The organism is Bacillus sp. MHSD_36 (genome assembly GCF_030757775.1).
Classification (GTDB): Bacteria; Bacillota; Bacilli; order Bacillales; family Bacillaceae_G; genus Bacillus_A.
Genome location: NZ_JAVBIS010000005.1, coordinates 16,450 through 38,053 on the forward strand (window position 1 = coordinate 16,450; position 21,604 = coordinate 38,053).

A 21,604-nucleotide genomic window follows, 5' to 3' on the forward strand; every position below is an offset into this window, starting at 1 on the left:
TTATTCCATTAACTGCATATACACAGATCACCTTCTCTTAGTTTACTTTGGAAGGATAAGGGAATTTCATTTGTTAGCACCTTATGAAACAAGTGCTAAAATCATTTCAGGATAATATGCACTCATCTTTTCTCTCAGCATTTCTCTCAGCATTTCAAATTCTTCTTTATTTAAGCTCGTATACTCCCCGTACAAGTTAAGAACGTCCGCTCCATCTTCATGAAAAAACAATGTAACATATAACGTCGGTAACCCAGTATTGTCCTCATCTATCGACAAGATAAGATCTGGCGTTTTATTCACCGTACTAAACGTTTCATTTCTTTTCCACTTCTTATTTTGAAACATAGTTTGTATATCATCTATCTTTCGTTTGTTATCTGTATGCGTAAAATATATAACATGATCTTTCGCTGGTTTTCCAATAGATAAAAGTATGCGACTTGAGGAAGTTTCATCGTTACAGGCTGTCATTCCGATGACGAAGCTGAGCAGTAATACAACGTACATTACCCTTCTCATTTCAATCCGCCTCCTTTTGAATATATATATTCCTTTATAAGAGGCAAATGTACTGTGATTTTATGGTATATGAAATTATATCAATGATTTTTAAAATATATCGACTTACCGACAAACCGTGACGATTTACGCAAAAAAGAGGCTGCCTTTTATGACAACCTCTCTCATTTTTAGAAGAATAAATGTAAGAAATCTTCTGTTGTAATATTACCGAAGTAGCGTTTAATATCTACGCCTTCTAAAGCTGCAGTGAATGCATCTTTATCAAATTGTACACCTGTTAGACGCTCTTCAATATCATGCACATCTAATGAACCGAAGAAGTCACCGTAAATTTTACATTCTGTTACAGTTCCTTTTTTCACTTCAAGACGAACGTCAACTTGTCCAACCGGGAAGCGGTGTGAATGTTGTAAGTTGAACTTCGGAGATTTTCCGTAGTTCCAGTCCCAATTTTGGTAGCGCTCTTCAGAAAGTTTATGAATTGCTTTCCAATCCTCTTCTGTTAATTCGTACGTCGGAATTTCTGTTTCCTCTTCGAAAATTGTTTCTAGAAGAAGCTGTCTAAACTCTTCAGTCGTCATTTTTTCGCTTAAGAACTCTGTAATGTTCGCAACGCGGCTACGGATTGATTTAATACCTTTTGATTGAATCTTATCCATTTTTACTTTTAACGCTGATACGACGTGATCGATTTCAGAGTCAAATAGTAACGTACCGTGACTGAACATACGACCTTTCGTTGAGAACTGCGCGTTACCTGAAATTTTTCTACCTTCAGCTAAAATGTCGTTACGACCACTTAGTTCTGCATTTACGCCTAATTTACCAAGCGCTTTCGTTACAGGCTCTGTAAATTTTTTGAAGTTGCTGAAACTGTCTCCATCATCTTTCGTAATAAAGCTGAAGTTTAAGTTTCCTAAATCGTGATATACTGCGCCTCCGCCTGATAGACGACGAACGACATGAATCCCTTTTTCTTTTACGTAATCAGCATTAATTTCTTCTACTGTGTTTTGGTTTTTACCAATGATAATAGAAGGTTCGTTAATGTAGAACAGTAAATATGTTTCGTTAATATCTAAATTCTTCACACAATATTCTTCAATTGCTAAGTTTATTCTAGGATCTGTAATTCCTTTATTATCAATAAATAACATCGTATCACCTCATGAGTTCCATACGTAGCCACTATGCGCTAGCGTAATATGGCCACTGAAAATTTGTTTTGCTTCTGTTACTAAATCAGATGGGTTGCCTGTATGCGGTAAGTGCGTTAATAAAAGTTCTTTTACATTCGCATCCTTCGCAATACTTGCCACTTCTGTACTATTCATATGCCCTGCTTTCGCCGCTTCCTGATGTGCATACATATTACACTCACAAATGAAAAGATCAGCATCTTTTGTGAATGGAATAAATTCAGGAATATAACTGGAATCAGCGCTATATACTACAGCGTCACTACCAGCTGTAATACGCATCGCAAAGCATGTAACAGGATGAACAGTTTTTAAGAATGAAATCGAGAACGGTCCAACTTGAAGTGTTTCTTCTGGATTGTACGCGATTCCTTTCGTATGTGGTTCATGCGTTAAAGAATGGAATCCATTCTCGTCAAACGTATGACCGTATATTGGTAATTCCGGTAGTTGCCCTTTTGTCGCACTTGTAATTAATCTCGCATATTGCAATACCCCAATGTCTGCAACATGATCGTGATGATAATGCGACAGTACAACTGCATCTATATCAGACGGTGTTATATATTTTTGAAGCTGTGCTAGTACACCACTACCACAGTCTACAAGTAAACGAAAACCATCGTGTTCAAACAAATACCCCGACGTTGCTTCTCCCGCTTCTGGAAAGCCGCCCCAAAAGCCGACAACAGTCATTTTCATATGTATCCATCCTTTCTAAAACCGAGTAGGAATGCATGTTTCACTTACATTCTACATTGTTAACTATAATCCATTTCCTAAACTTTTTCATTAATTTTCAATTTTGTTATAAAACAGTTGTTGACTTTTATTTTTTGTACTAATACAATGATAGTAAGAAATGGAAATGGAGGGATTGACATGATCGATCAACCAATGGAGTTTTTCAGAAATTTACCGACGAAAACTTGTGCGCACTGCGGGAAAGAAATTGATGAGCAGCACGAAGCATACCATAACAAATGTGATGACTGCGTTCACGAAGAATAGTAGTTTGTGAACAGAAAAAAACCTAGCAGACATAGTCTACTAGGCTAATAACATCGTATCCTTCATCGTTGAACCTTTCACCAAGAGCTCCAGTTCAAACTCATACAGTTCTTTTTTTCGATAATTTTTCGTATGGATTTTATCCATCATCAGGTCGACAACTTTTCGGGCCATCTCATCGATTGGCTGTTCAATTGTCGTAATACCTGGCTCTGTAATCTGTGATAAAATTTGATTATCAAAACCGATAACAGCAAGATCATCTGGAATACTCCAGTTATGGCGTTTCGCCTCTGAAATAATTCCAGCTGCTACTTCATCGCCTCCTGCCAAAATCGCGGTAGGATTTTTTTTGTCCTTTAATACTTCATGGAATATGCGCTTTCCGTCCTCCCAAGAGAAAGCGTTTTCAAGAAAGTCAATCGCTTCTACTTGGCGGCTCTTCTCCGTTATGGCACGTAAAAAGCCCATTTTTCGCTGTTGACTCACCACTTTGGTTTCGTTTCCACGACAAAAAATAAGATTACGATATCCTTGTTCTAACACATGCTTAGCAGCTATGTATGCTCCTTGCGCATGATCAAACTTCACTGTTGGAACATTTGCTTCCTCAATATATTCATTACATAACACGATTGGACCGTGCTGTAAGTATGGCTCTACATCTTCCCATTGATTTTCTAGTGAACATAGAATAATCCCATCTACTTGTTTCGTAGATAATAATTGTAAATACTCCATCTCTTTTTCCGGTAAATATCTTGTTTGACAAATAATCAGTTTATATTTATGTTCAGAAGCAGCAATCTCGATTGCTTCGATAAATCTACTGAAGAAAGGATTTGTAATCCTTGGAACTAGCACCGCAATTGTTTCCGTCTTTTGTTTACGAAGCCTTCTCGCCGCAGAATTAGGAACGAAGCCTAAATGCTTCATTGCTAATTGAACCCTTTTTTTCTTCTCATCTGAAACATATGGATGATTATTAATCACCCTAGAAACCGTTGTCCTTGATAACCCCGCTAATTTCGCCACGTCCTCTATAGTCGACACGAAATTCTCCCCCTTTGCATGAAAACGTTTTCTTAAATTGATTATATAGTATATTATTGGAAACTGCAATATCGGTTGTTATGATTTTACTATATTAATATTATACATAGGGAAAAGTATGTTAATGGGAGGGAATTTTATATTAGTTTTAGAAGTTTACAGGAGGCATATTTATTAAAGATAAAAGGAGATATTTCATGAATCGGACCGATCGTTTATTAGCTATATTAATTGAATTACAAAGAAGACAAACTGTTACAGCACAAAGCTTAGCGGAAAAATTTGAGACAAGTATAAGAACGATTTATCGAGACATGGATGCACTTAGTGAATCTGGTGTCCCACTTTTTGCCATGCCCGGCCACGGCTACTCATTAATGGATGGTTATTTCTTACCACCCATTCAACTTACGCCTGAAGAGGCTGTTACTCTTTTATTAGGCGGTGATTATATCGAGAAAACTTTCACTTCTTCTTTTTCTGTACATGCACGATCAGCAAAAGAGAAACTTGAAATTGTTCTCCCTGCTGATCAACAAAAGAAAGCCCAGGAATTACGAGGAACTTTTCGTTTCCTTTCTCCTATATTTTCACATCAACAATCGGAACAAGAGAAGCTGGAAAATCAAATTCTCCTATTGCAAGAAGCTATTCAAAAAGAACAGGCTATCTCTTTTTCTTATCTGAAACCGAGAGAAACTAAAAAAATAAAACGGACCGTTCATCCTTACGGCTTAGTCAATATTTCAGGAATTTGGTACATCGTTGCCCACTGTTTACTGCGAAAACAAATACGTAATTTTCGTTTAGATCGTATGGAGACATTACAACAAGAGCAAGAATTCTTCACAAAACCGAAAGACTTTTCTTTACAAAACTACAAGCCTGAAAGCAATCGCACTGTGATGATTCATTTATTATTCCCATCTCATATTGCACATAAGATTATTGAATCTCGCTACTTTTTTATAGATTCATACGAACATAGAAATGATGGTTTTCACGTCTTTTTAAAATCAAGAAGCATAGATGAAGTGTTTCAATGGGTATTGAGCTGGGGAAGCCAAGTGCAAGTACTTGAGCCAAACGTTCTATCTGAAAAAATCCGTGATGAAGCAAAGAAAATGTTACAACTTTAATTTTTGCATTTTACTACTGACATAATGTTGTCAGCATTACTTCTTTATAGTAGGTAGTAACAAATACATTTTCATAAAAAGGAGTTAGTGATATGAAGAAATTTGAAGAGTTAGCAACGTACTACATAGAGGAATTAGAAAAGTACTCTATAGAACAATTTAGGACGAAGCCGTCTAGCGAAGAATGGTCTCTTGGTCAAATGTATAATCATTTAATTGCCTCTACATATATGCAGTTAGATGCCATTGCGAAATGTAAAACTGAAACACCATCAGCAACAAACAAGAAAACGGATATGGGTGAAAAAGTATATAAACTTGGTGCTTTTCCAAATATACAAATCAAAGTACCAAATCATCCTGGATATACACCTGAAAACCCCTCTAATAAAGAAGAAATACAAAAACGTATTGTAGAATTAATTACAGTTGTTAAAGACATTGAGCCAACACTTTCTTCTATTCCAAGTGATTGTAAAGTAAAGCACCCTGGGCTTGGTTACTTACATGCAGCAGAATGGTTCCAGCTTATTTCTATGCATTTTGCACATCATCTTCGTCAGAAAGAAAGATTGGAGACAAAAGTTTTAGTGTAAAAAATGAAAAAAAGGTGGTTTGGTCTATTTCCAAACCACCTTTTTATTTCTATCTTTACGGCTTTGATATTTCCTGCATAAATCCAGCCATACTCGCTAATAAGCTAGTAAAAACGAAAAGTACAATAATAAGAGGAATAAGTTTATCTTTATTTAAATTCGTAATCGTTTTTAAACCTATACCTAATAAAATGTAATACCAAATATTAAATATATCTATTCTTTGAGCGATTGTATGTAAAACCATATTATCCGTTGCTATCGTTCCTAAACTTGTATAAGATATCTCATAACCACCTAGAGACAGTGCAATTAATCCGTTTAAAATCATCCCTAATCGTAATACAAATGAAGCATAAATAATGATAGGAAAGGTTTCTTTATAGATAATATCCACCCCGAAAAAAATCATAATATTTTTATAGAATATAGGCGCAAAAAATAAGGCTACGATTCCACTGACTGTAGAAATCCCAAATGTGGTAAAGAAAGTTATGTATTTTGGTACAGTAAATCCCGTTTTATCATGAAACATACTAAGCGCAGGATTGTTTAAAGTATTCCAAGACATTAACGCACTTGAAACTATAATGAATACTATTAAAAGAGCGAGTGGTAAAAATATATTTCTTTGATTCTTCATCCTTTTGAATTGCAGTGTTGGTGAAGTAAACATCCCCAAAATTGATGGTTTCCCTGAAATCTCTTCACGTATAAGACTACTAGCTTGCAAGAAAATCCCCCTTCCTCATTACACTCATAGCTCCTCCCACTTCGTCCACACTTCTCTCCCATTTATACGGTACATATTATCCTCTCTGTCCATAAACCCCTGCACAATAAACTCGCGTCTAATCGTACAAAAATCGTTATGATATTGTTTGATGAATGCATTGATTTCTTTTTCCGTATACTGATTCTCCGCATTTAACTTACTAATTAAATGCTCTAACAATACTAGTTTTTTCTTCTTTTGACCTGGAATCGATTTTAGACGGCCCTCTTTATCAAAAAAGTTACGAATGGTCGTATCCCTGAATTTCATTTCACTTTCAGTCATTTTTTTATCCTCCATCGATTTTTATGTACTAAAACTCTTTATTTGTCTTTACCGTTTTCCTTCATTCTTTTACTAATAACATCCATAAAATAATACCCACTAATTAGCACATAGTAAACTACAAGTATTCCTAGTGCATCTTTCATATTTATATATTTTTCTTTATGAAACAAGATAGGTGAAAGGGCGTAAACAAGAAAGATGATTAGCGGATTTAAGATAAAATAATAAGTAAGATTTCCTTTCATCATATCAGCCCCTCTACTCTATGTTTCTCTGTAAATTGTTGTAATTCCTGTCCTTTTATTTAGCTACACATGAAATATGATGAAATTAAGGAGAAAAAGGGATACAAAACAACCATTACATTATGAAGAAAATATTTTATCCACTTTAAGTACAGTTGTACATCTTTCTTACAAATGTATTTCATTTTTACTCATCTACACTTCTCTTAATTTATTTATTACTTTTACGTCTGTAACTTTTTATTCAAATTAATAAATTCAATATGGTAAATTATGTTATAATTAACTTATACATACTTTGGAGGGTACATAGTGAAAAAAGCTATTATAGTAGTAAGCATTCTATATCTTATTTTAACCGTACATACAGGAGCTGTTCTTTTAGGAAAAGAAGATTATAGAAGTGCTATCAATACATTAAAAGAAACGAAAGAAGTCTCTTCATTTCAATCTGCAAAAGACGGTGTGATTTTATTAAAAGGAGCATTAACTACTGCGCAACCTATTACAGAGGAAAAACTTCAAAATAAAGAATTCGCACTCCTTGAAATTAATACGTATAAACGACGAAAAGCAAATTGGATAAACATTGATACAGAGAAACATATTGCAAAGCATCTCTTACTAAACAATGAGGTTCTTCCTGCATTAAAAGAAATCCGTTTTTCGATGGAACCAATTACACTTTCAGGAAAAGATATTTCTGCCGAAGACTATTCACTAAAAAAGGATGATACCCAATTAACAATTAAAGGTAAAGGATACCGATACACCGGAATAGAAAACAAATCAGACGTTCTTATTTTTGGCATAAAAAAAAGAGATACACTTGAAGGTTATAGTGGCTCTGAAATTCTAATAGGAAAAACAAAAGAGGACATTGCCAGCAACATGAAACTATATACTTTTGCTGAAAAATATGGTCCATTTGTTTGGATTGTAGCTACAATTATTCTTATAAGTATTGCTATATACTTCTTCCGTAAAAATAGAAAAACAAATGAACTTTCTCAACCAATAAAACAAAGCTAATAAAGTGAAACTTTAATCAGTGGGGGGTTTGTTCATCCCCCACTGATTATTAGTTGAACCAATCGGGCTTTTACGGGCAGTTGATCCCCCACCTAACTTCTTTGCTTCCGCTGAATTTTGAGGTGGGGATCTTACTGCCCGTTAATGCGGGATAAAAAAAGCACCAAAAAGGTGCTTTTTTCTATGCTTCAATCGATTGGTTTTCCGCAATATTTCTAAATTGTCGTTTGTGCATCCAAGTTAAGGAAGCAATTGTTCCAAGTGATAATGCAACGATGAAAATCATCAGTATTCCTATGTTTTGCCACATGAAGTTAAAGTCTCCGCTTGATACAACTGCTTTCAATCCTGATACAGAGTATGTCATCGGCAACCAAGCATTGAATGGTTGTAAAAACTTCGGAATCAATTCTAGCGGGAATGTTCCGGCACTCGTTGTAAGCTGAATAATTAATGTGATAATGGCGATGAAACGCCCTGCATCACCGAATGCTGTTACTAAACATTGAATTAATGCGATAAACGATAAGCTTGTAACAATGCTAAAGAGTATGAAATACGGAATACTTTGTACTTCTACACCTAATCCAAATAGTAATATAACATCCGCTACTACCGCTTGAATAATACCGACTGATAGTAATACGCCGAACTTACTAATAAACCAACTAAATCCTGATTTCGGAACACCAACTGTATCACGTAATGGATATACGATAGATAATAGTAATGCCCCAACAAATAAACCGAGTGATAAGAAATACGGTGTAAATCCAGTTCCGTAGTTTGGAACTTCCGCCATTTTCTCCGTCTTCACTTTTACAGGACTTGCAAACATATCATACGTTTTATCGGTTCCTTTTACTTCACCAGTTCTCTCTGCCCCTTCGCCAAGTTTCTCAGCAAGTTCACCTGAACCATCATTTACTTTTACGAGGCCATCCGTTACTTTACCAGATCCGTCTGCTAGTTTATTTACTCCGTCGATTAGCTGGGTTGAGCCTGTTGACATTTTGTTTAGGCCACCATTTAGATCGCCCAGACCTGTTGTTACTTGATTTGAGCCATCTGCTAATTGATTTACTCCACCTGCCATTTGGTTTGCTCCTACAGATAATGTACCTAAACCACCTGTTACTTGACCTGAACCATCTGCTAATTGATTTACTCCTGCAGATAATGTACCTAAACCACCTGTTACTTGGCTTGAGCCATCTGCTAATTTCGTTACACCTACAGATAATGTTCCTAATCCGCCTGTTACTTGACCTGAGCCATCTGCTAATTTGGATACTCCTACAGATAATGTTCCTAATCCGCCTGTTACTTGACCTGAGCCATCTGCTAATTGATTTACTCCTGCAGATAATTGACCTAATCCTGCTGTCACTTTTCCAGAGCCACTTTGTAATTGCGTTACTCCATCAATTAATTGAACTGATCCATCTTTTAATTTATCGGCACCTATTTTTGCATTATCTAACCCCTCACCAAATCCATGAAACTTACTAACAAATTCATTTTGTGCGTTCGTTAGTTTTTCAATACCACCTGCCAGAGTTTTTATCTCTGCTGGATTCGGTAATTTGTTTTGCAATCCATTTGTTGTTTGATGTATTTCGCCTTTTACTTGTTTTACTTCTTCATTTAATTTATTTGTTCCACCTGCTACTCCGGCAGCTTTTTGCTGAACTGTCGCTGTACTTTTTACAGCACTTGTTATGAATGGTTGTAACTGCTCTTGATATTCTTTTGGTAAACTTTCAATTTGCTTTTGTAAATTCGCTACCTCTTGCGCAGCATTTTTTGCATCTCCTGCTGTTGATTGCGTAAGTTCATGTAACTGATTTACATTTTCTCCAGCTTCATCTATTTTCTCATTTACTGTATTTAATATAGAAGGAACTTTCAACTGCATTTCCTCTAAGCCTGCAGCTGAATTTTGTACGTTACTATTTAAATCTTGTAATCCCTTTTGGATCGCTTGAGAACCTTCCTCTAATTGACTTTGCCCTTCAACAAGTTTTCCCATACCATTTGATAAGTCAGTTGTTCCTGTTTTTAATTCACCAGATTTACTTACTAATTTGTTCAAGCCACCGGTCACTTTCTCAGATCCATCACGCAATTCACCCATTTTACTATTTAACGTATTTAAACCGTCTGTTACTTTGCCCGAGCCGTCTACTAATTTCCCGATACCTGCATTGCTATTTAATGCATGTAAACCATCTGTTACTTTCTCTGATCCATCTACTAGTTTCCCAATACCTGTATTGCTATTTAATACATGTAAACCATCTGTTACTTTGCTTGATCCGTCTACTAATTTTCCGATACCTGCATTGCTATTTAATACGTGTAAACCATCTGTTACTTTGCCTGAGCCGTCTACTAATTTCCCGATACCTATCTGCATTTCACCGGTTTTGCCATTTAACGTATTTAAACCTGTTGTCACTTTTCCAGAACCATCTTGTAACTTATTAGATCCATCTGCTAATTTCTGAACTCCATCCTTCATCTCCCCAGACTTCCCTTGAAGTGTATGAAGGCCGTCCGTCACTTTACTTGAACCATCATGCAGCTCACTTGATCCGTCGTGTAGTTTACTTGCTCCTTCCGCCCCATCTGCTAATCCTTTTGAGACGTCTTGAATGGAATCAAACATTTTCTCTGCATATGTTTTCGTTAACGTACTTGATACTTCACCTTTAATTTTTTCAATGGCTGTTCCGCCAATTTGTGAAGATAAGAAGTTTAAACTTTCATTCGGAATATATTCTAAGTTTAATGGTTTTGGATCATCTTTTAATAACGTTGTAGCGTTACTTGAGAAGTCATCTGGAATGCGTACTAACATGTAATACTTCCTATCTTCCATTCCTTTTTTCGCTTCTTTTTCACTTACAAATTCCCATTTGAAACTTGTATTATCTTTTAAATTATCAACGAGCCCTTTTCCGACCTCAATTGGTTTCCCATCAAATACTGCACCTTTATCTAAATTAACTACCGCCACTGGTAAATCATCTAACTGTTTATACGGATCCCAAAAGGCCCATAAAAACATACCTGCATATAAAATCGGTACGAATAAAACTGCGATAATTGGAATTAATATTTTTTTACTTTTTATAATTTGTGTGAACTCTTTACGAAGTAACTGATTTCCTTTCATCATTTCTCCCCCTTTATTAAAATGACCGAAATGTTCATCCGGTCATTTTTAACCAAACAAAAAGGCTATACTTATTCATACATATGCCTTATCCCCGAATTTATACTATGCAACTGTTCCTTACTATGAAATGAATATTTCTATTATCCCTCCCTAAAATAAATGTATGACCACTTTGTTCAATTGGTCACTTTTTTATAATAATAAAAGGATTATCTTAGTTTGACAATCCTCTTAATAAATAAAGTTCAAATAATTCTGCGATTTTTTCTTTTTCTAGCGGTTCATGATTTTTTTCCCAATCGAAAATAAGCGATACGTATAAACGAAGCATAATAAATGCTGTAATTTCTGGATCACATTTGCTAATTTCACCTTTTTCAATCGCAATCTTTAAATACGATTGGATGAAAGAAACGATTTCCACATCTACTTGTTGCATCACTTCTTGTACTTCTTTTGTTCCCATATCGCGCTCTTCTTGAATTAACTTAATCATGAGCTGATGTTCTTTTCTGAATTCTAATATGCTATATAATGCTCTATGTACATTTTCAAAAAATGAAACATCTGAACGAATTGCATTTTCTGCAACTTGCTTCATTTCTGTAATTAAATTAGAAATAATTTCACCAAATAGCTCTTCTTTATTTTTGAAAAAAGTATAAATCGTTCCTTTTCCTACATTCGCTAATTTCGCTACTTGATCCATCGTTGTTGCTTTATAGCCGAACGCTGAAAAAGACTTTGTTGCAGCTTCAATAATAGAACGTTTTCGATCTATTGCCACATCGTCACCTCCAAAAATGACCAATTGGATAATATAGTCAATCAGTACATCTTTGATATTACCACACGCTTACATTGTATACAAGTTCTCTTTTTTATTATTTCCAGCATAAAAAATTCCAGTCAAGTTATATCATACTGTCCATAGTGTATCAAAAAGTATACTTGTATGGAAAGCTAGAATATATTCATAATAATTGCTGGCTAGATCCCACTAGAAATTCAATAAAATAGACAGTGTTCTTAAAACCAAAGGTTTAAGAACACTGTCTATTATTTTGACATAGAAAGTAATATTTTCTCCATCTCTTTCTTAGTTAGATCATCATCAATTATCTCTTCGTATATCTTTGTATCTCTTGTAAAAATATCATTTACTATGACAATTTGATAATCACTATTCTTACCTTGTGCTGGTACAAACATTTTGAGTCCTTTTAACTTACTCTCTCCTTGAGAATATTTATTATAGACCATTTCTTTCCCGTCTAAACTATAACTTTCTAGATTCTCTCCTCCAGGCATCATGTAGTGTAGTGGATCCTTACCACCATTAACATTACCATCCATATACATCCTTGACTGGTAAATTGTAAAACCATATTTCCCTTTTGTATATTCTGATTTAATAACTAATTCTACATCTCTTCCAAAATATGAATCAGCCCATTCTCTCTTTAATTCATAACCTTCAGGTATATAAGTTGGCTCCTTAATTTGATACGGTACATGTTCTTTTGCTTCTTCCATAGTATATGTTAAAGACTTCTGCAATTTATCATTAAAAGGGTTTAATTTCTTCTGAATACTAGCTAATTTTTCTTGATCATTTTTATTCAAACGTTCAAGATTAATTTCCTTTGTATCTCCATCATAATTCTCAGGCACATTTTTCTTAACCATTGCTTGTTTCTGAATTTCACTAGCCTCTTTAAATAATTGGACATATTGTTCAAATTCTTTTTTTGTAAAATTCTTTTCTGCCAAATACAAAAGATCTGTATCTCTTTTATATGACTTTATCGACATACCCCATTCTCTACTTGCATTCTCTGGTGTACCATATACTGTTTCTATCGCTTTTTCAAATGCCGCTTTAGATTGCTTATTTTCTACAACCTTTTCCTTCTGTCTTTCATCTCCCTCGGTTATCCTTGCATTCAATAAAAAACCGCCTGCTATAGCTGCTATAGCAATAACCCCGATTAAAGACAGACGATACGATTTCTTTTGGAACTTTTTAATCATAACGATTCTCCTTTTTAGTGTTCGTTTATTTCTACTTAAACTTGCTAGGCTTGGTGCTTGATAGGAATAATGTTCTAGGAGGGTAATAATTGTATGACCGTATGCAATTTGCTCCTCTTTATCTATAAATGTAAGCGCATATGCATCACAAGCTAATTCTTGATCTTCTCGCATACAGAAATAGGCGTACCATAGAATCGGATTGAACCAATTTAATAGGAGTAAGCTATACATAATCCAATTTACCGCTACGTCGTTTCTCTTAATATGGGCTAACTCATGATAAAAGACATATTGTAATTGTTGCTCATTTAATACTTTCATATGTTTTTTTGATAGTAATACTTTCGGGCGAAAGAAACTAAAAACCGTTGGACTTGCAATCTTTCCTGCAAGACGTAATGAAACTGCCTTTTTCATTTTCATAGACTGCTTACAGCGATTAAACACTGTAGTGACCTGTTCGTCCGTAATATCCGGTTGTTTCTTTATGTAAGCATATAAACGTCTATTTGTAATAAACGTTATGACTGCTAATAGAATTACCCCAGCTAACCAAACATATAGAGAAATTTTGTATAAAGACAATGTAGTCTGTTGTTCCTCACTCGTACTTACTTTCTGTTCACTATTTTTTGTCACAGTTTCAGAATTTGATTCTAATTCTACTGTCTTTTTTATCTCGTTATTCACTGTATTCTCAGGTAAAGGTGTATTTTTTTGAATAACTTCCGACACACTAGAACTATAGGAGAATAATGAATAAATACTATAAGAACTATCCGGTGACCATGGTAAAAGGAGTCTTATCATCAGTACGATCCACAGCATATATTGCCACCGGGGCGTTAACTTATTTCTAAATAGAACTTTTATACATAAAATAAATCCAACTAGTATACTGGCCATAAGTGACGTTTCTATAAGCCAATCAAAAAAATGAGAAAGGTATACGTTTATAAGCATGTCTATCATTGTTATCTATCCTTCCTCTTATTCTCCTCTGTCTTCTCATCTAAAATGCGTTTCAGTTCATTAATATCTTCTGAAGACAATTTTTCCTCTTTTAAAAAATTAACAAGTAATGGTTTAAACGCTGCGCCGCAAAAACGCTTTAGCAAAGATTTCGTTTCAACTTGTAAATAATTATCTTGTGATACTAACGGATAGTAAGCGTACATACGCCCTTTATCTTGATGATAAGAAACGGCTTCTTTTTGTACTAACCGATTAATTAATGTACGGATTGTTTTCGGTTTCCAGTCCATTGCATCTTCTAGTTCTTCTATAATTTCATTCGCTGTTTGTGGTGAGTTAGACCAAAGTACTTTCATAATTTCTAATTCAGCTTCAGATATTTTAGGTAATTGATTTGTCATAGTATAGTTCACCCCTTAGTATTACATTTGTAATCTACAATTAAGATTACAAATGTAATACTAAATTGTCAACCATATTTTAGAAAATATAATTTCCATTAAACCTTACTTAACAACAGCAAATTTCCTTTTTTCAAATAATCAAATAAAAAAACAAGAAAATCTTTACATTTAATAGTAATATAGAAAATAGACAAGTTTATCCGACTTTAATGGGCAGTAAGACCCCCAACTCAAAATGCAGCAAAAGCAAAGAATTTAGGTGGGGAATCAACTGCCCATAAAAGTCCGATTGGTGAAGGCTAATAATCAGTGGGGGATGAAGCCCCCCCCCACTGATTAAAGTTTCACTTTATCAAAACAGTGGAGGCTTTTTCAGTCATGATGATGCGTGCGCTTCGTTTAAATATAAAGCAAGCTTTTTGTAGTCGTATTTCTTTAATTATGATGTTTAGTGGATTCGTTCTTATTTGTATTTACCACTATTACTATGTCATTCGTTATTTAGGAGACGCAGCAAATGGTCCTATATCAACAGATTTAAAATGGATTGGGTTTCGCGACAATGAAATGGATGTTTATTTATTATTAATGCCAGTTATTGCGAGTTTCCCCTTTAGTACAAGTTACAATTCGGATAAGTCAGATGGTTTTAAACCGTTTGTGAGTAAGGGGATTTCTATGTTTCCTTATTCAGTAGCGAAATATATCGTTACGTTTTTTTGCGGGGGATTTCTTTATACACTTCCATTCATCTTATCGTTATTATTTTGCAAATTAACCATTCCAGACGGAACACCTACAGCTGGTTCAGGCATCATAAATGATGATGGAATGTTCGCAAACCTATATTTAGATGCGCCTCTCGCTTACATTACTGTATATATCGGAATTAATTTTTTATTTGCAGGTTTAATGGCTCTTTTAGGACTTGCTGCATCTGTATGGTCCCAAAAAGACTATATGGCGATTCTCTTTCCATTCGCAGCTGCCTCCATCCCGTACGTCCTGCTAAATACAATACTTCCTTCAATAGGCGGAGCCCCTATTCATTTATATGACCCAAAGCAACCATTGCAAGGCATGTCACCATACATTTTATTGATGCAATGTGCTTTCTTCCTTTTCGTTAGCTTACTTATGTATATACAAGGAGTAAAGCGAGATAGAAAAAAATATAGAAGAAGACTGCAAAAAAGAGAACGGTGCAGGAAATCGTTTCAAGCAATTTCAGACTAAATCGTTGAATGAATAAGAGCGTAATTCCCTAAGTTAGTTTAGGGAATTACGCTCTTATTATTATCTGTCCCTTCACGGCGTACCTGCCAATCCCCATAAAATAACAACCGCTACAAAGTAAATCGCTTTAATACCTACAACTAAACATAATGAAATAATTGCATATTTACTTCGTTCTCTCTTTGCACCTATTAAAGTAAAAACAACTGCAAAACTAAATGTTACATAGAACAAGGCTGTATGTATTAAGTTATACGTAAGGTCTAAATTTTGAGTAAGTCCTGTTACATCAGCTACAAATTGGAGCATGACGATCGTACTAAAAAAAATGGCAAGCTGATTTATTAATTTTCCATTTAACCATGCTTGCATCTTTAACCTCCTTATTATAAAAAACTGAATTTTTAATTAATTTTAACATGATTTTTACAGAAAAAGAACGCTCAGTATATTTCTAAGCGTTCTTTTACAACGATTTTAAGAAGCTTTCTTCAAGTCAATTTGAGCAAGTACTGGGTCGTGGTCACTTACACGTCCATGTTCTTTCATAATGTTTGAGTTTAAGTGTACTGGATCTACAATTGTGTATGGTGCGATGTTGTTTGTTACTAAAATATGATCTAACACTTGTGCATTTCCTTCATGGATGTATGTGTAGCGGTTCTCTTTCGGCACTGTGTTTAACATATTTTTTAAGATTGTTCCTTCTAATGTTTTTAATGGTTTAGCGAATTCGAAATCGTTCATATCCCCTAACACAACAACTGGTGCATTCGTATTCTTCTTCTGAATACCTTGTACGAAATTGTTTACTTCTTGTGCTAATTGAACTCGTTTTTCTTCACTCTTTAATACGAGCGGCTGAACTTTTCCAAATGGCGTTGCATCTCCTAGTTTTGAGTTTAAGTGATTGGCAACGACCACAACGTTTTGTCCTTGGAACGTAAATTCTGCCGCAAGCGGTTTACGTGTACTTTCAAATAATGGATTTTCGTCTCCAATGCGAATGACATTTTTATCAAGTAACTTCGGTACTGCTGCTAATTTCACGCGTGATGGGTTGTAGAAGAAACCGACGCGAATATTCGCTCCTGGTGCTCCTCCGTCTAAATTATTATGCGGAGCAATTTCTACATACTCATACTTTGGCCCACGAATTTCTAGCACTGCATCAATGATACGTTTTGCACTTAATGAAGCATCTGTTGTACCGTCATTAATTGATCCATTATTATCTTGCATTTCCTCTACACCGATAATATCTGGCATTTTTAAATTGTATTTAATAGAATATGCTAACGCTTTTACTTTTTCATCTGTTGTTTCTTTTTTATTCGCTGAGAAGTTTTCAATGTTATATGTAGCAACTGTTAACTTATCAAGACGAGGCTGAATATTTGCGCCTACTTGCTTAAATCCACCGTCTACTACAGATGGTAATTCCGTTATTGGCGAAATACGGAACGAACCGTAATCATATCCGACTACCCCTGTTATATCTCCAGTGAAAGTATCTCCTACTTTTGCTACATAATCACGAGGTACTTTTACAGAAAGACGTTCTGGGTTTAATTGGTTTTCATCTAATACAGGTGTGCCATATTTCGTTACAACTTTATTTCCGCCATTTGCTACTGTTACATATAAATTCCCGTTTTTCTGAGGTGCAATAATTTTTGGCGTTGGCATCGTAACGCGCATACCTTCAATACTTTCATAAAAGTCGATTGCATCTTCATTTGGATCAAATAAACCGAACGCATCATTATCGATAATTTGATCAGGGATTTTCACACTGTTTTCTCCAAGGATAATCGGTGCTGGTAAAGGTTGATCTTTTGCGATTACAGCAACGCGGCTCGCTTTAATTTCCGTCGTCGTTAAGTCTGTGTCAAACCTTTCTGCATATCCAGGTCCAACATATTCTTCTACTACTCCATCAACTTGAATAAGATTTCCTACTGCTACATTCGCATCCTTTTTGTACACATACATACCTTCTGAAGTAGCTGGATCATTATCTGGCTGATTATCTTCTATATAAAAACCATTTTTATCAAGCGCTGTTACAACGCCTTCCACATTGTAGACTTTCTTCCCGTTATAAGAAGAAATATGTGATTTACCTTGAATATCATGAATACGAACCTGTTCATTGTTTACGATAGTAAATGAAAATGTGGAAATCGCTGAAGAAGTAAGCCCTTCTTTCTCTGCAATTGCTTTAATCACACTATTTTCATTCACCACAATTTGTCCGTTATAACGAACGTTTTTATTTGTAGGATTAGAGCCATCTAACGTATAGTAGATTGTTGCTCCTTCTGTATTCGTTGTTAATGTTACCGCTGTACCCTTCGCAACTTCTCCGCCACTAGGCGAAGCAACTACATCACTAACACGGTTTTGTCCTTCTCCTTGAAACTTATGAGCTGTTACCGATTTTAAACCTGGGCTACTAAAATATAATTCAAGCGTCCCTGTTAAACTAACTTTCTTCCCGATATTTCCAGGATGATCCTTCACGTTTACTGCTGCTCTCACATCGCCTTTTGGCAACTGAACAGGCATGATTTTGTCTGGATTCGTTTCATTTGGCGAATCCGCAATTGCTACGTTTGTATCATCAAACTTAGCTGGATCTTTCGTGTATTTAGAAGGACTTTGCGTATACCCAACAATGTATCCTTCCACTGTCCCCTTTGTTTTTCCTTGCTGCTTAAATACTTGAATTGCTTTTTCTACTGACATAGAAGTAGTTTCTTCTGCTTGCACTAAAGTTCCAGTAAATGAAAGCAATAGTATGAATGATAAAAAGACACTTAACAATTTCTTCACAGCCATTTCCCTCTCCCTATTTCATATTTTCTCAGCATTTCTATCATATCAAATGATTCGTTATATAGAATGTTATTTCGACAAGTTTTACAAAAAATTAATCTATTTTACTCGTTTTCAAACTATAATACAAAATAATAATTTTACACCTTCTACGAATGCGCTCTATAATGTTAGAGAGAGAAAACAGAAAATATCGATATTTCATTGGCATGTAAAATGGATTCATTTGAATAGGAGTGATTGGATGGAAGTGCAAACAGAAACATACCGCGCAGCTATGAATGGAACATTAGAACGTCATTTTTCAGATATGATTGCTGTTATACCTACTAGAATTACAATTGAGCAGTTAAAACAGAGGCTAGAAACTATCTCTACTAAAGTTGATGAATTAAAAATTGTTTATAGTGATGAGACAAGCCTTATTGTTGAGTTACATATGGATGAAACAATCATACCGTATGAGCTGCATATTGATGAGGCGAATGACCCAGAAGACTATAAAATGTACAATAGACAAGATGCTACAATCGTAGATCGTCATTTTGAAGATGCTGCTTATGGTACTGAAATTTTCACTCGTACGCTATTTGTAGGCGATGTACTGGACTGCTTTTTCCAGCAGTTACAGTTTTTATGGAACCTCGCCCCAGATTTGTTATTTGTGATTGATTCAAGTGCCGCAATGAAAGTGATATCTAGAAGCTATATTGAATATCACGTTGAAAATGAATTATTACCTGACATTCCTGACTTATACGTTATTCATTCCGTTTATGAAGATGATAAAGAAGGCGAGCCTACGCAATATTGGTTTCATACACACGGCCTTTTAAGAGCGGGCGTAACAGAAATAGAATTAATTATTCCAAATCGCATTTCTTCCTACTATGGCATTGGTGACCTCTTTCAAACATTTGCGAATAATGCCGTTGAGAATGGACAAGTCCCTATGAATGAACCTATCGTTATCGCACATAGTCAGCAAGGTTCTATACATACAGTAGCTGTTCCGTGGGAGAAAGGATTATCTTATATTGGGCATAAAACGAGTATGGATCAATTATCTTCAATCGAGGATGAGGAAGTGAAGTTACAGCCAATTGATGCACAAAATACATTTTTAGGCGGTATGGATGATCGAGATGAATACCATCAATCTCCATCCGTTCTCTTATTCCAATTTAATACTTCAGAAGAATATATCGAAAGCTTTTTCAAAGAACACGAGGAAGCTACAGGGCTTATGTTCTATAAAACAAATAGTGAAACTGATCGTATGGCTTACAATGCGAAGAATACTTTCGGATATTTCAGCAACATTTTTCACATTGAACAATCAAATGAAGATTTTCGTTTCCTCGCTAAGTTTGGTGTCTCCTACGAAGAGGGAAAGAGTGAACATATGTGGTTTGAAATGCAAAACATTACAGAAGATTTCATTCAAGGAATACTCATTAACGAACCATATTTTATAGAAGATATGAGTGAAGGAAATAGTTATCATTTAGATTTTGATAACTTAACAGAATGGGTTATTTATGCAGGAGATGCCATTATAAAGCCAAATAACTTATATATGTTTATTGGTGAATAAGTAACAAAACGCCTTCAATGTGATCGAAGGCGTTTCACTTTATTGTGCGATTAATTCCGTATCCATTACTTTCTTCAAATGAGCTAGCACACGCTTTGCAGCTTTCTCACCTTGATCAATACAGTCCGGAAGACCAGAACCAGCGTAGGAACTACCTGCCAAGTATATACCTGGCAACTCTTTTTCCATAAATGTTGTGAGTTTCTTCATTCGCTCGTTATGGCCTACTGTATATTGGGGCATTGCTTCTTTCCAGCGGCTTACGACTGTAAACTCTGGATCCTCTGTAATATCCATCGTCTTTCGTAAGTCTTCTAGTACGAGCTGAACGAGTTCCTCTTCTGTTTGTTCTACAACTGCTTCATCACCAGGTCGTCCAACGTAACAGCGAAGTAGCATTTTCCCTTCTGGCGTTGTATGTGGCCATTTCTTATGTGTCCACGTACATGCTGTAATTGTGTAATCACTATTTCGAGATACGACAAACCCTGTGCCATCAATATCGCGCTGAATGGCTGATTTCGGGAAAGCCATTGCTACATTTGCGACTGATGTGGACGGGATGTTGCGGAAAAAACGAAACTGCTTGTACTGCGCAAACATAGATGGCAATACTTTATGTGATGTTGCCACTACGACTGCATCCGCTTCTATTTCTTTTCCGTTACTAAGAGTAATCGTATAACCATCACCGAGTTTTGCGATTTTTTCAATGCGAGTGCCCTTTATTATCGTACCTTCATGCATCTTCATTTCAAGAGATTCTACGATAGATTCTAAACCTGTTTTCACTGTTTGAAAGATTCCTTTTTTCGGTTCAGTTTTCTCTTCTTTTGGAGCAAGCGTACGCATGCCGAGTGAAATACTGCGATGTTTCTGCTCAATTTGATACATTTGCGGGAATGTTGACATTAAGCTCATTTCATCAATATCTCCTGCATAAATACCCGATAGTAATGGTTCGATTAAATTTTCAACCACTTCGTTGCCGAGGCGATGCCTGAAAAAATGCCCGAGTGATTGGTCAGATACTGGTTTGGATCTCGGCATTAATAGATCAAAACCAGCTCTTAGTTTACCAATTGGGGAGAATAGCCCGGAAAATAGAAACGGTGTAATTTGCGTTGGAATTCCCATCATTGATCCGCTCGGCATTTTATGTAACCGATTGTTTACGAGGATAAATGATTGACCGGCCTTATTATTTACAAGTTCATCGCCAAAACCTAATTCTTTCGCTAATGTAGCTGCACTTTCTTTTCGTGCTAAGAAAGAGTCAGGTCCGCGTTCAATTGTAAATCCATCTTTTCGAACGGTTTGAATTTTCCCGCCAAGTTTACCCGACGCTTCTATCAATAATGTATCGATCGGCAAGTTTTTGTCACGAATATCTTTTTGTAAGTTATACATCGTTGTTAATCCTGTGATACCACCGCCGATGACTACAACTTTTTTCCTCAAGCAGGC

Annotated in this window: 20 protein-coding genes; 6 read left to right on the top strand and 14 right to left on the bottom strand. The window is 35.5% G+C overall.

The window, feature by feature from the left end:
• Positions 1–81 precede the first annotated feature (81 nt).
• The 3 genes from Q9B79_RS20025 to Q9B79_RS20035 all read right to left on the bottom strand — a co-directional run bounded on the left by Q9B79_RS20025 (position 82) and on the right by Q9B79_RS20035 (position 2,426).
• Complete coding sequence (locus Q9B79_RS20025; RefSeq protein WP_306186979.1) at positions 82–522, bottom strand: hypothetical protein; 441 nt, start codon at positions 520–522, stop codon at positions 82–84.
• A 170-nt stretch (positions 523–692) separates the two neighbouring features.
• Entirely contained in the window at positions 693–1,682 is a 990-nt protein-coding gene (lplA, locus tag Q9B79_RS20030) for a lipoate--protein ligase (RefSeq protein WP_306186981.1), read from the bottom strand.
• A 9-nt stretch (positions 1,683–1,691) separates the two neighbouring features.
• On the bottom strand, positions 1,692–2,426 hold the full coding sequence (locus tag Q9B79_RS20035; RefSeq protein ID WP_071758331.1) for an MBL fold metallo-hydrolase: 735 nt from the start codon (positions 2,424–2,426) through the stop codon (positions 1,692–1,694).
• 180 nt (positions 2,427–2,606) lie between these two features.
• On the opposite strand from Q9B79_RS20035, the gene yhfH reads away from it, so the two are divergent.
• The gene (yhfH, locus tag Q9B79_RS20040) at positions 2,607–2,735 is read left to right on the top strand and encodes a protein YhfH (protein ID WP_000567010.1); all 129 of its coding nucleotides are present in this window, start codon (positions 2,607–2,609) and stop codon (positions 2,733–2,735) included.
• 39 nt (positions 2,736–2,774) lie between these two features.
• On the opposite strand, the gene Q9B79_RS20045 is transcribed toward yhfH, so the two are convergent.
• The gene (locus tag Q9B79_RS20045) at positions 2,775–3,788 is read right to left on the bottom strand and encodes a LacI family DNA-binding transcriptional regulator (protein WP_306186985.1); all 1,014 of its coding nucleotides are present in this window, start codon (positions 3,786–3,788) and stop codon (positions 2,775–2,777) included.
• A gap of 197 nt (positions 3,789–3,985) precedes the next feature.
• Here Q9B79_RS20045 and Q9B79_RS20050 point away from each other — a divergent pair, with 197 nt between their 5' ends.
• Together Q9B79_RS20050 and Q9B79_RS20055 are read left to right on the top strand one after the other, a co-directional pair.
• Entirely contained in the window at positions 3,986–4,927 is a 942-nt protein-coding gene (locus Q9B79_RS20050) for a helix-turn-helix transcriptional regulator (RefSeq protein WP_306186987.1), read from the top strand.
• A 92-nt stretch (positions 4,928–5,019) separates the two neighbouring features.
• A complete protein-coding gene (locus Q9B79_RS20055) occupies positions 5,020–5,523 on the top strand; it encodes a DinB family protein (RefSeq protein WP_306186990.1) in 504 nt (167 codons plus the stop codon).
• Between the two features lie 55 nt (positions 5,524–5,578).
• Here Q9B79_RS20055 and yknW read toward each other — a convergent pair whose 3' ends face one another.
• Genes yknW through Q9B79_RS20070 form a run of 3 tightly spaced genes read right to left on the bottom strand, consistent with a single transcriptional unit; the run spans position 5,579 to position 6,834 of the window.
• Complete coding sequence (gene yknW, locus Q9B79_RS20060; RefSeq protein WP_306186993.1) at positions 5,579–6,256, bottom strand: YknW family membrane protein; 678 nt, start codon at positions 6,254–6,256, stop codon at positions 5,579–5,581.
• Between the two features lie 24 nt (positions 6,257–6,280).
• The gene (locus Q9B79_RS20065; RefSeq protein WP_306186995.1) at positions 6,281–6,583 is read right to left on the bottom strand and encodes a DUF2087 domain-containing protein; all 303 of its coding nucleotides are present in this window, start codon (positions 6,581–6,583) and stop codon (positions 6,281–6,283) included.
• Positions 6,584–6,621: 38 nt separating this feature from the next.
• On the bottom strand, positions 6,622–6,834 hold the full coding sequence (locus Q9B79_RS20070; RefSeq protein ID WP_306186997.1) for a hypothetical protein: 213 nt from the start codon (positions 6,832–6,834) through the stop codon (positions 6,622–6,624).
• 309 nt (positions 6,835–7,143) lie between these two features.
• Here Q9B79_RS20070 and Q9B79_RS20075 point away from each other — a divergent pair, with 309 nt between their 5' ends.
• Positions 7,144–7,863, top strand: coding sequence for a hypothetical protein (locus tag Q9B79_RS20075; protein ID WP_306187001.1), 720 nt, complete (start codon positions 7,144–7,146; stop codon positions 7,861–7,863).
• A gap of 181 nt (positions 7,864–8,044) precedes the next feature.
• Here the strand turns inward: Q9B79_RS20075 and Q9B79_RS20080 are convergent, their stop codons facing one another.
• From Q9B79_RS20080 to Q9B79_RS20095, 4 genes are all read right to left on the bottom strand, one after another.
• A complete protein-coding gene (locus Q9B79_RS20080; protein WP_306187003.1) occupies positions 8,045–11,044 on the bottom strand; it encodes a YhgE/Pip domain-containing protein in 3,000 nt (999 codons plus the stop codon).
• A 217-nt stretch (positions 11,045–11,261) separates the two neighbouring features.
• Positions 11,262–11,834 carry a TetR/AcrR family transcriptional regulator gene (locus Q9B79_RS20085; RefSeq protein ID WP_000963372.1) on the bottom strand — a complete coding sequence of 191 codons (573 nt, stop codon included), beginning with the start codon at positions 11,832–11,834 and terminating at the stop codon, positions 11,262–11,264.
• A gap of 272 nt (positions 11,835–12,106) precedes the next feature.
• Complete coding sequence (locus tag Q9B79_RS20090) at positions 12,107–14,056, bottom strand: M56 family metallopeptidase (RefSeq protein ID WP_306187005.1); 1,950 nt, start codon at positions 14,054–14,056, stop codon at positions 12,107–12,109.
• 2 nt (positions 14,057–14,058) lie between these two features.
• Positions 14,059–14,460 carry a BlaI/MecI/CopY family transcriptional regulator gene (locus tag Q9B79_RS20095; protein WP_000184503.1) on the bottom strand — a complete coding sequence of 134 codons (402 nt, stop codon included), beginning with the start codon at positions 14,458–14,460 and terminating at the stop codon, positions 14,059–14,061.
• A gap of 384 nt (positions 14,461–14,844) precedes the next feature.
• On the opposite strand from Q9B79_RS20095, the gene Q9B79_RS20100 reads away from it, so the two are divergent.
• Complete coding sequence (locus Q9B79_RS20100) at positions 14,845–15,699, top strand: hypothetical protein (RefSeq protein WP_306187460.1); 855 nt, start codon at positions 14,845–14,847, stop codon at positions 15,697–15,699.
• 72 nt (positions 15,700–15,771) lie between these two features.
• Here Q9B79_RS20100 and Q9B79_RS20105 read toward each other — a convergent pair whose 3' ends face one another.
• Both Q9B79_RS20105 and Q9B79_RS20110 read right to left on the bottom strand, forming a co-directional pair.
• Positions 15,772–16,071 (bottom strand): hypothetical protein, encoded by a 300-nt coding sequence (locus Q9B79_RS20105; protein WP_306187008.1) that lies wholly within the window; start codon positions 16,069–16,071, stop codon positions 15,772–15,774.
• Positions 16,072–16,176: 105 nt separating this feature from the next.
• Complete coding sequence (locus Q9B79_RS20110) at positions 16,177–18,543, bottom strand: DUF6359 domain-containing protein (protein ID WP_306187010.1); 2,367 nt, start codon at positions 18,541–18,543, stop codon at positions 16,177–16,179.
• A 241-nt stretch (positions 18,544–18,784) separates the two neighbouring features.
• Here Q9B79_RS20110 and Q9B79_RS20115 point away from each other — a divergent pair, with 241 nt between their 5' ends.
• Entirely contained in the window at positions 18,785–20,137 is a 1,353-nt protein-coding gene (locus tag Q9B79_RS20115; protein ID WP_306187012.1) for a DUF4026 domain-containing protein, read from the top strand.
• Positions 20,138–20,176: 39 nt separating this feature from the next.
• Here Q9B79_RS20115 and hemY read toward each other — a convergent pair whose 3' ends face one another.
• Entirely contained in the window at positions 20,177–21,598 is a 1,422-nt protein-coding gene (gene hemY, locus Q9B79_RS20120) for a protoporphyrinogen oxidase (protein WP_306187014.1), read from the bottom strand.
• Positions 21,599–21,604 lie beyond the last annotated feature (6 nt).

Bases quoted from the DNA above. Each gene is read 5' to 3' on its own strand.
- Q9B79_RS20025 (WP_306186979.1), bottom strand. From the start codon at position 522: ATGAGAAGGGTAATGTACGTTGTATTACTGCTCAGCTTCGTCATCGGA.
- lplA (WP_306186981.1), bottom strand. From the start codon at position 1,682: ATGTTATTTATTGATAATAAAGGAATTACAGATCCTAGAATAAACTTA.
- Q9B79_RS20035 (WP_071758331.1), bottom strand. From the start codon at position 2,426: ATGAAAATGACTGTTGTCGGCTTTTGGGGCGGCTTTCCAGAAGCGGGA.
- yhfH (WP_000567010.1), top strand. From the start codon at position 2,607: ATGATCGATCAACCAATGGAGTTTTTCAGAAATTTACCGACGAAAACT.
- Q9B79_RS20050 (WP_306186987.1), top strand. From the start codon at position 3,986: ATGAATCGGACCGATCGTTTATTAGCTATATTAATTGAATTACAAAGA.
- Q9B79_RS20055 (WP_306186990.1), top strand. From the start codon at position 5,020: ATGAAGAAATTTGAAGAGTTAGCAACGTACTACATAGAGGAATTAGAA.
- Q9B79_RS20065 (WP_306186995.1), bottom strand. From the start codon at position 6,583: ATGACTGAAAGTGAAATGAAATTCAGGGATACGACCATTCGTAACTTT.
- Q9B79_RS20070 (WP_306186997.1), bottom strand. From the start codon at position 6,834: ATGATGAAAGGAAATCTTACTTATTATTTTATCTTAAATCCGCTAATC.
- Q9B79_RS20080 (WP_306187003.1), bottom strand. From the start codon at position 11,044: ATGAAAGGAAATCAGTTACTTCGTAAAGAGTTCACACAAATTATAAAA.
- Q9B79_RS20090 (WP_306187005.1), bottom strand. From the start codon at position 14,056: ATGATAGACATGCTTATAAACGTATACCTTTCTCATTTTTTTGATTGG.
- Q9B79_RS20095 (WP_000184503.1), bottom strand. From the start codon at position 14,460: ATGACAAATCAATTACCTAAAATATCTGAAGCTGAATTAGAAATTATG.
- Q9B79_RS20100 (WP_306187460.1), top strand. From the start codon at position 14,845: ATGATGCGTGCGCTTCGTTTAAATATAAAGCAAGCTTTTTGTAGTCGT.
- Q9B79_RS20105 (WP_306187008.1), bottom strand. From the start codon at position 16,071: ATGCAAGCATGGTTAAATGGAAAATTAATAAATCAGCTTGCCATTTTT.
- Q9B79_RS20110 (WP_306187010.1), bottom strand. From the start codon at position 18,543: ATGGCTGTGAAGAAATTGTTAAGTGTCTTTTTATCATTCATACTATTG.
- Q9B79_RS20115 (WP_306187012.1), top strand. From the start codon at position 18,785: ATGGAAGTGCAAACAGAAACATACCGCGCAGCTATGAATGGAACATTA.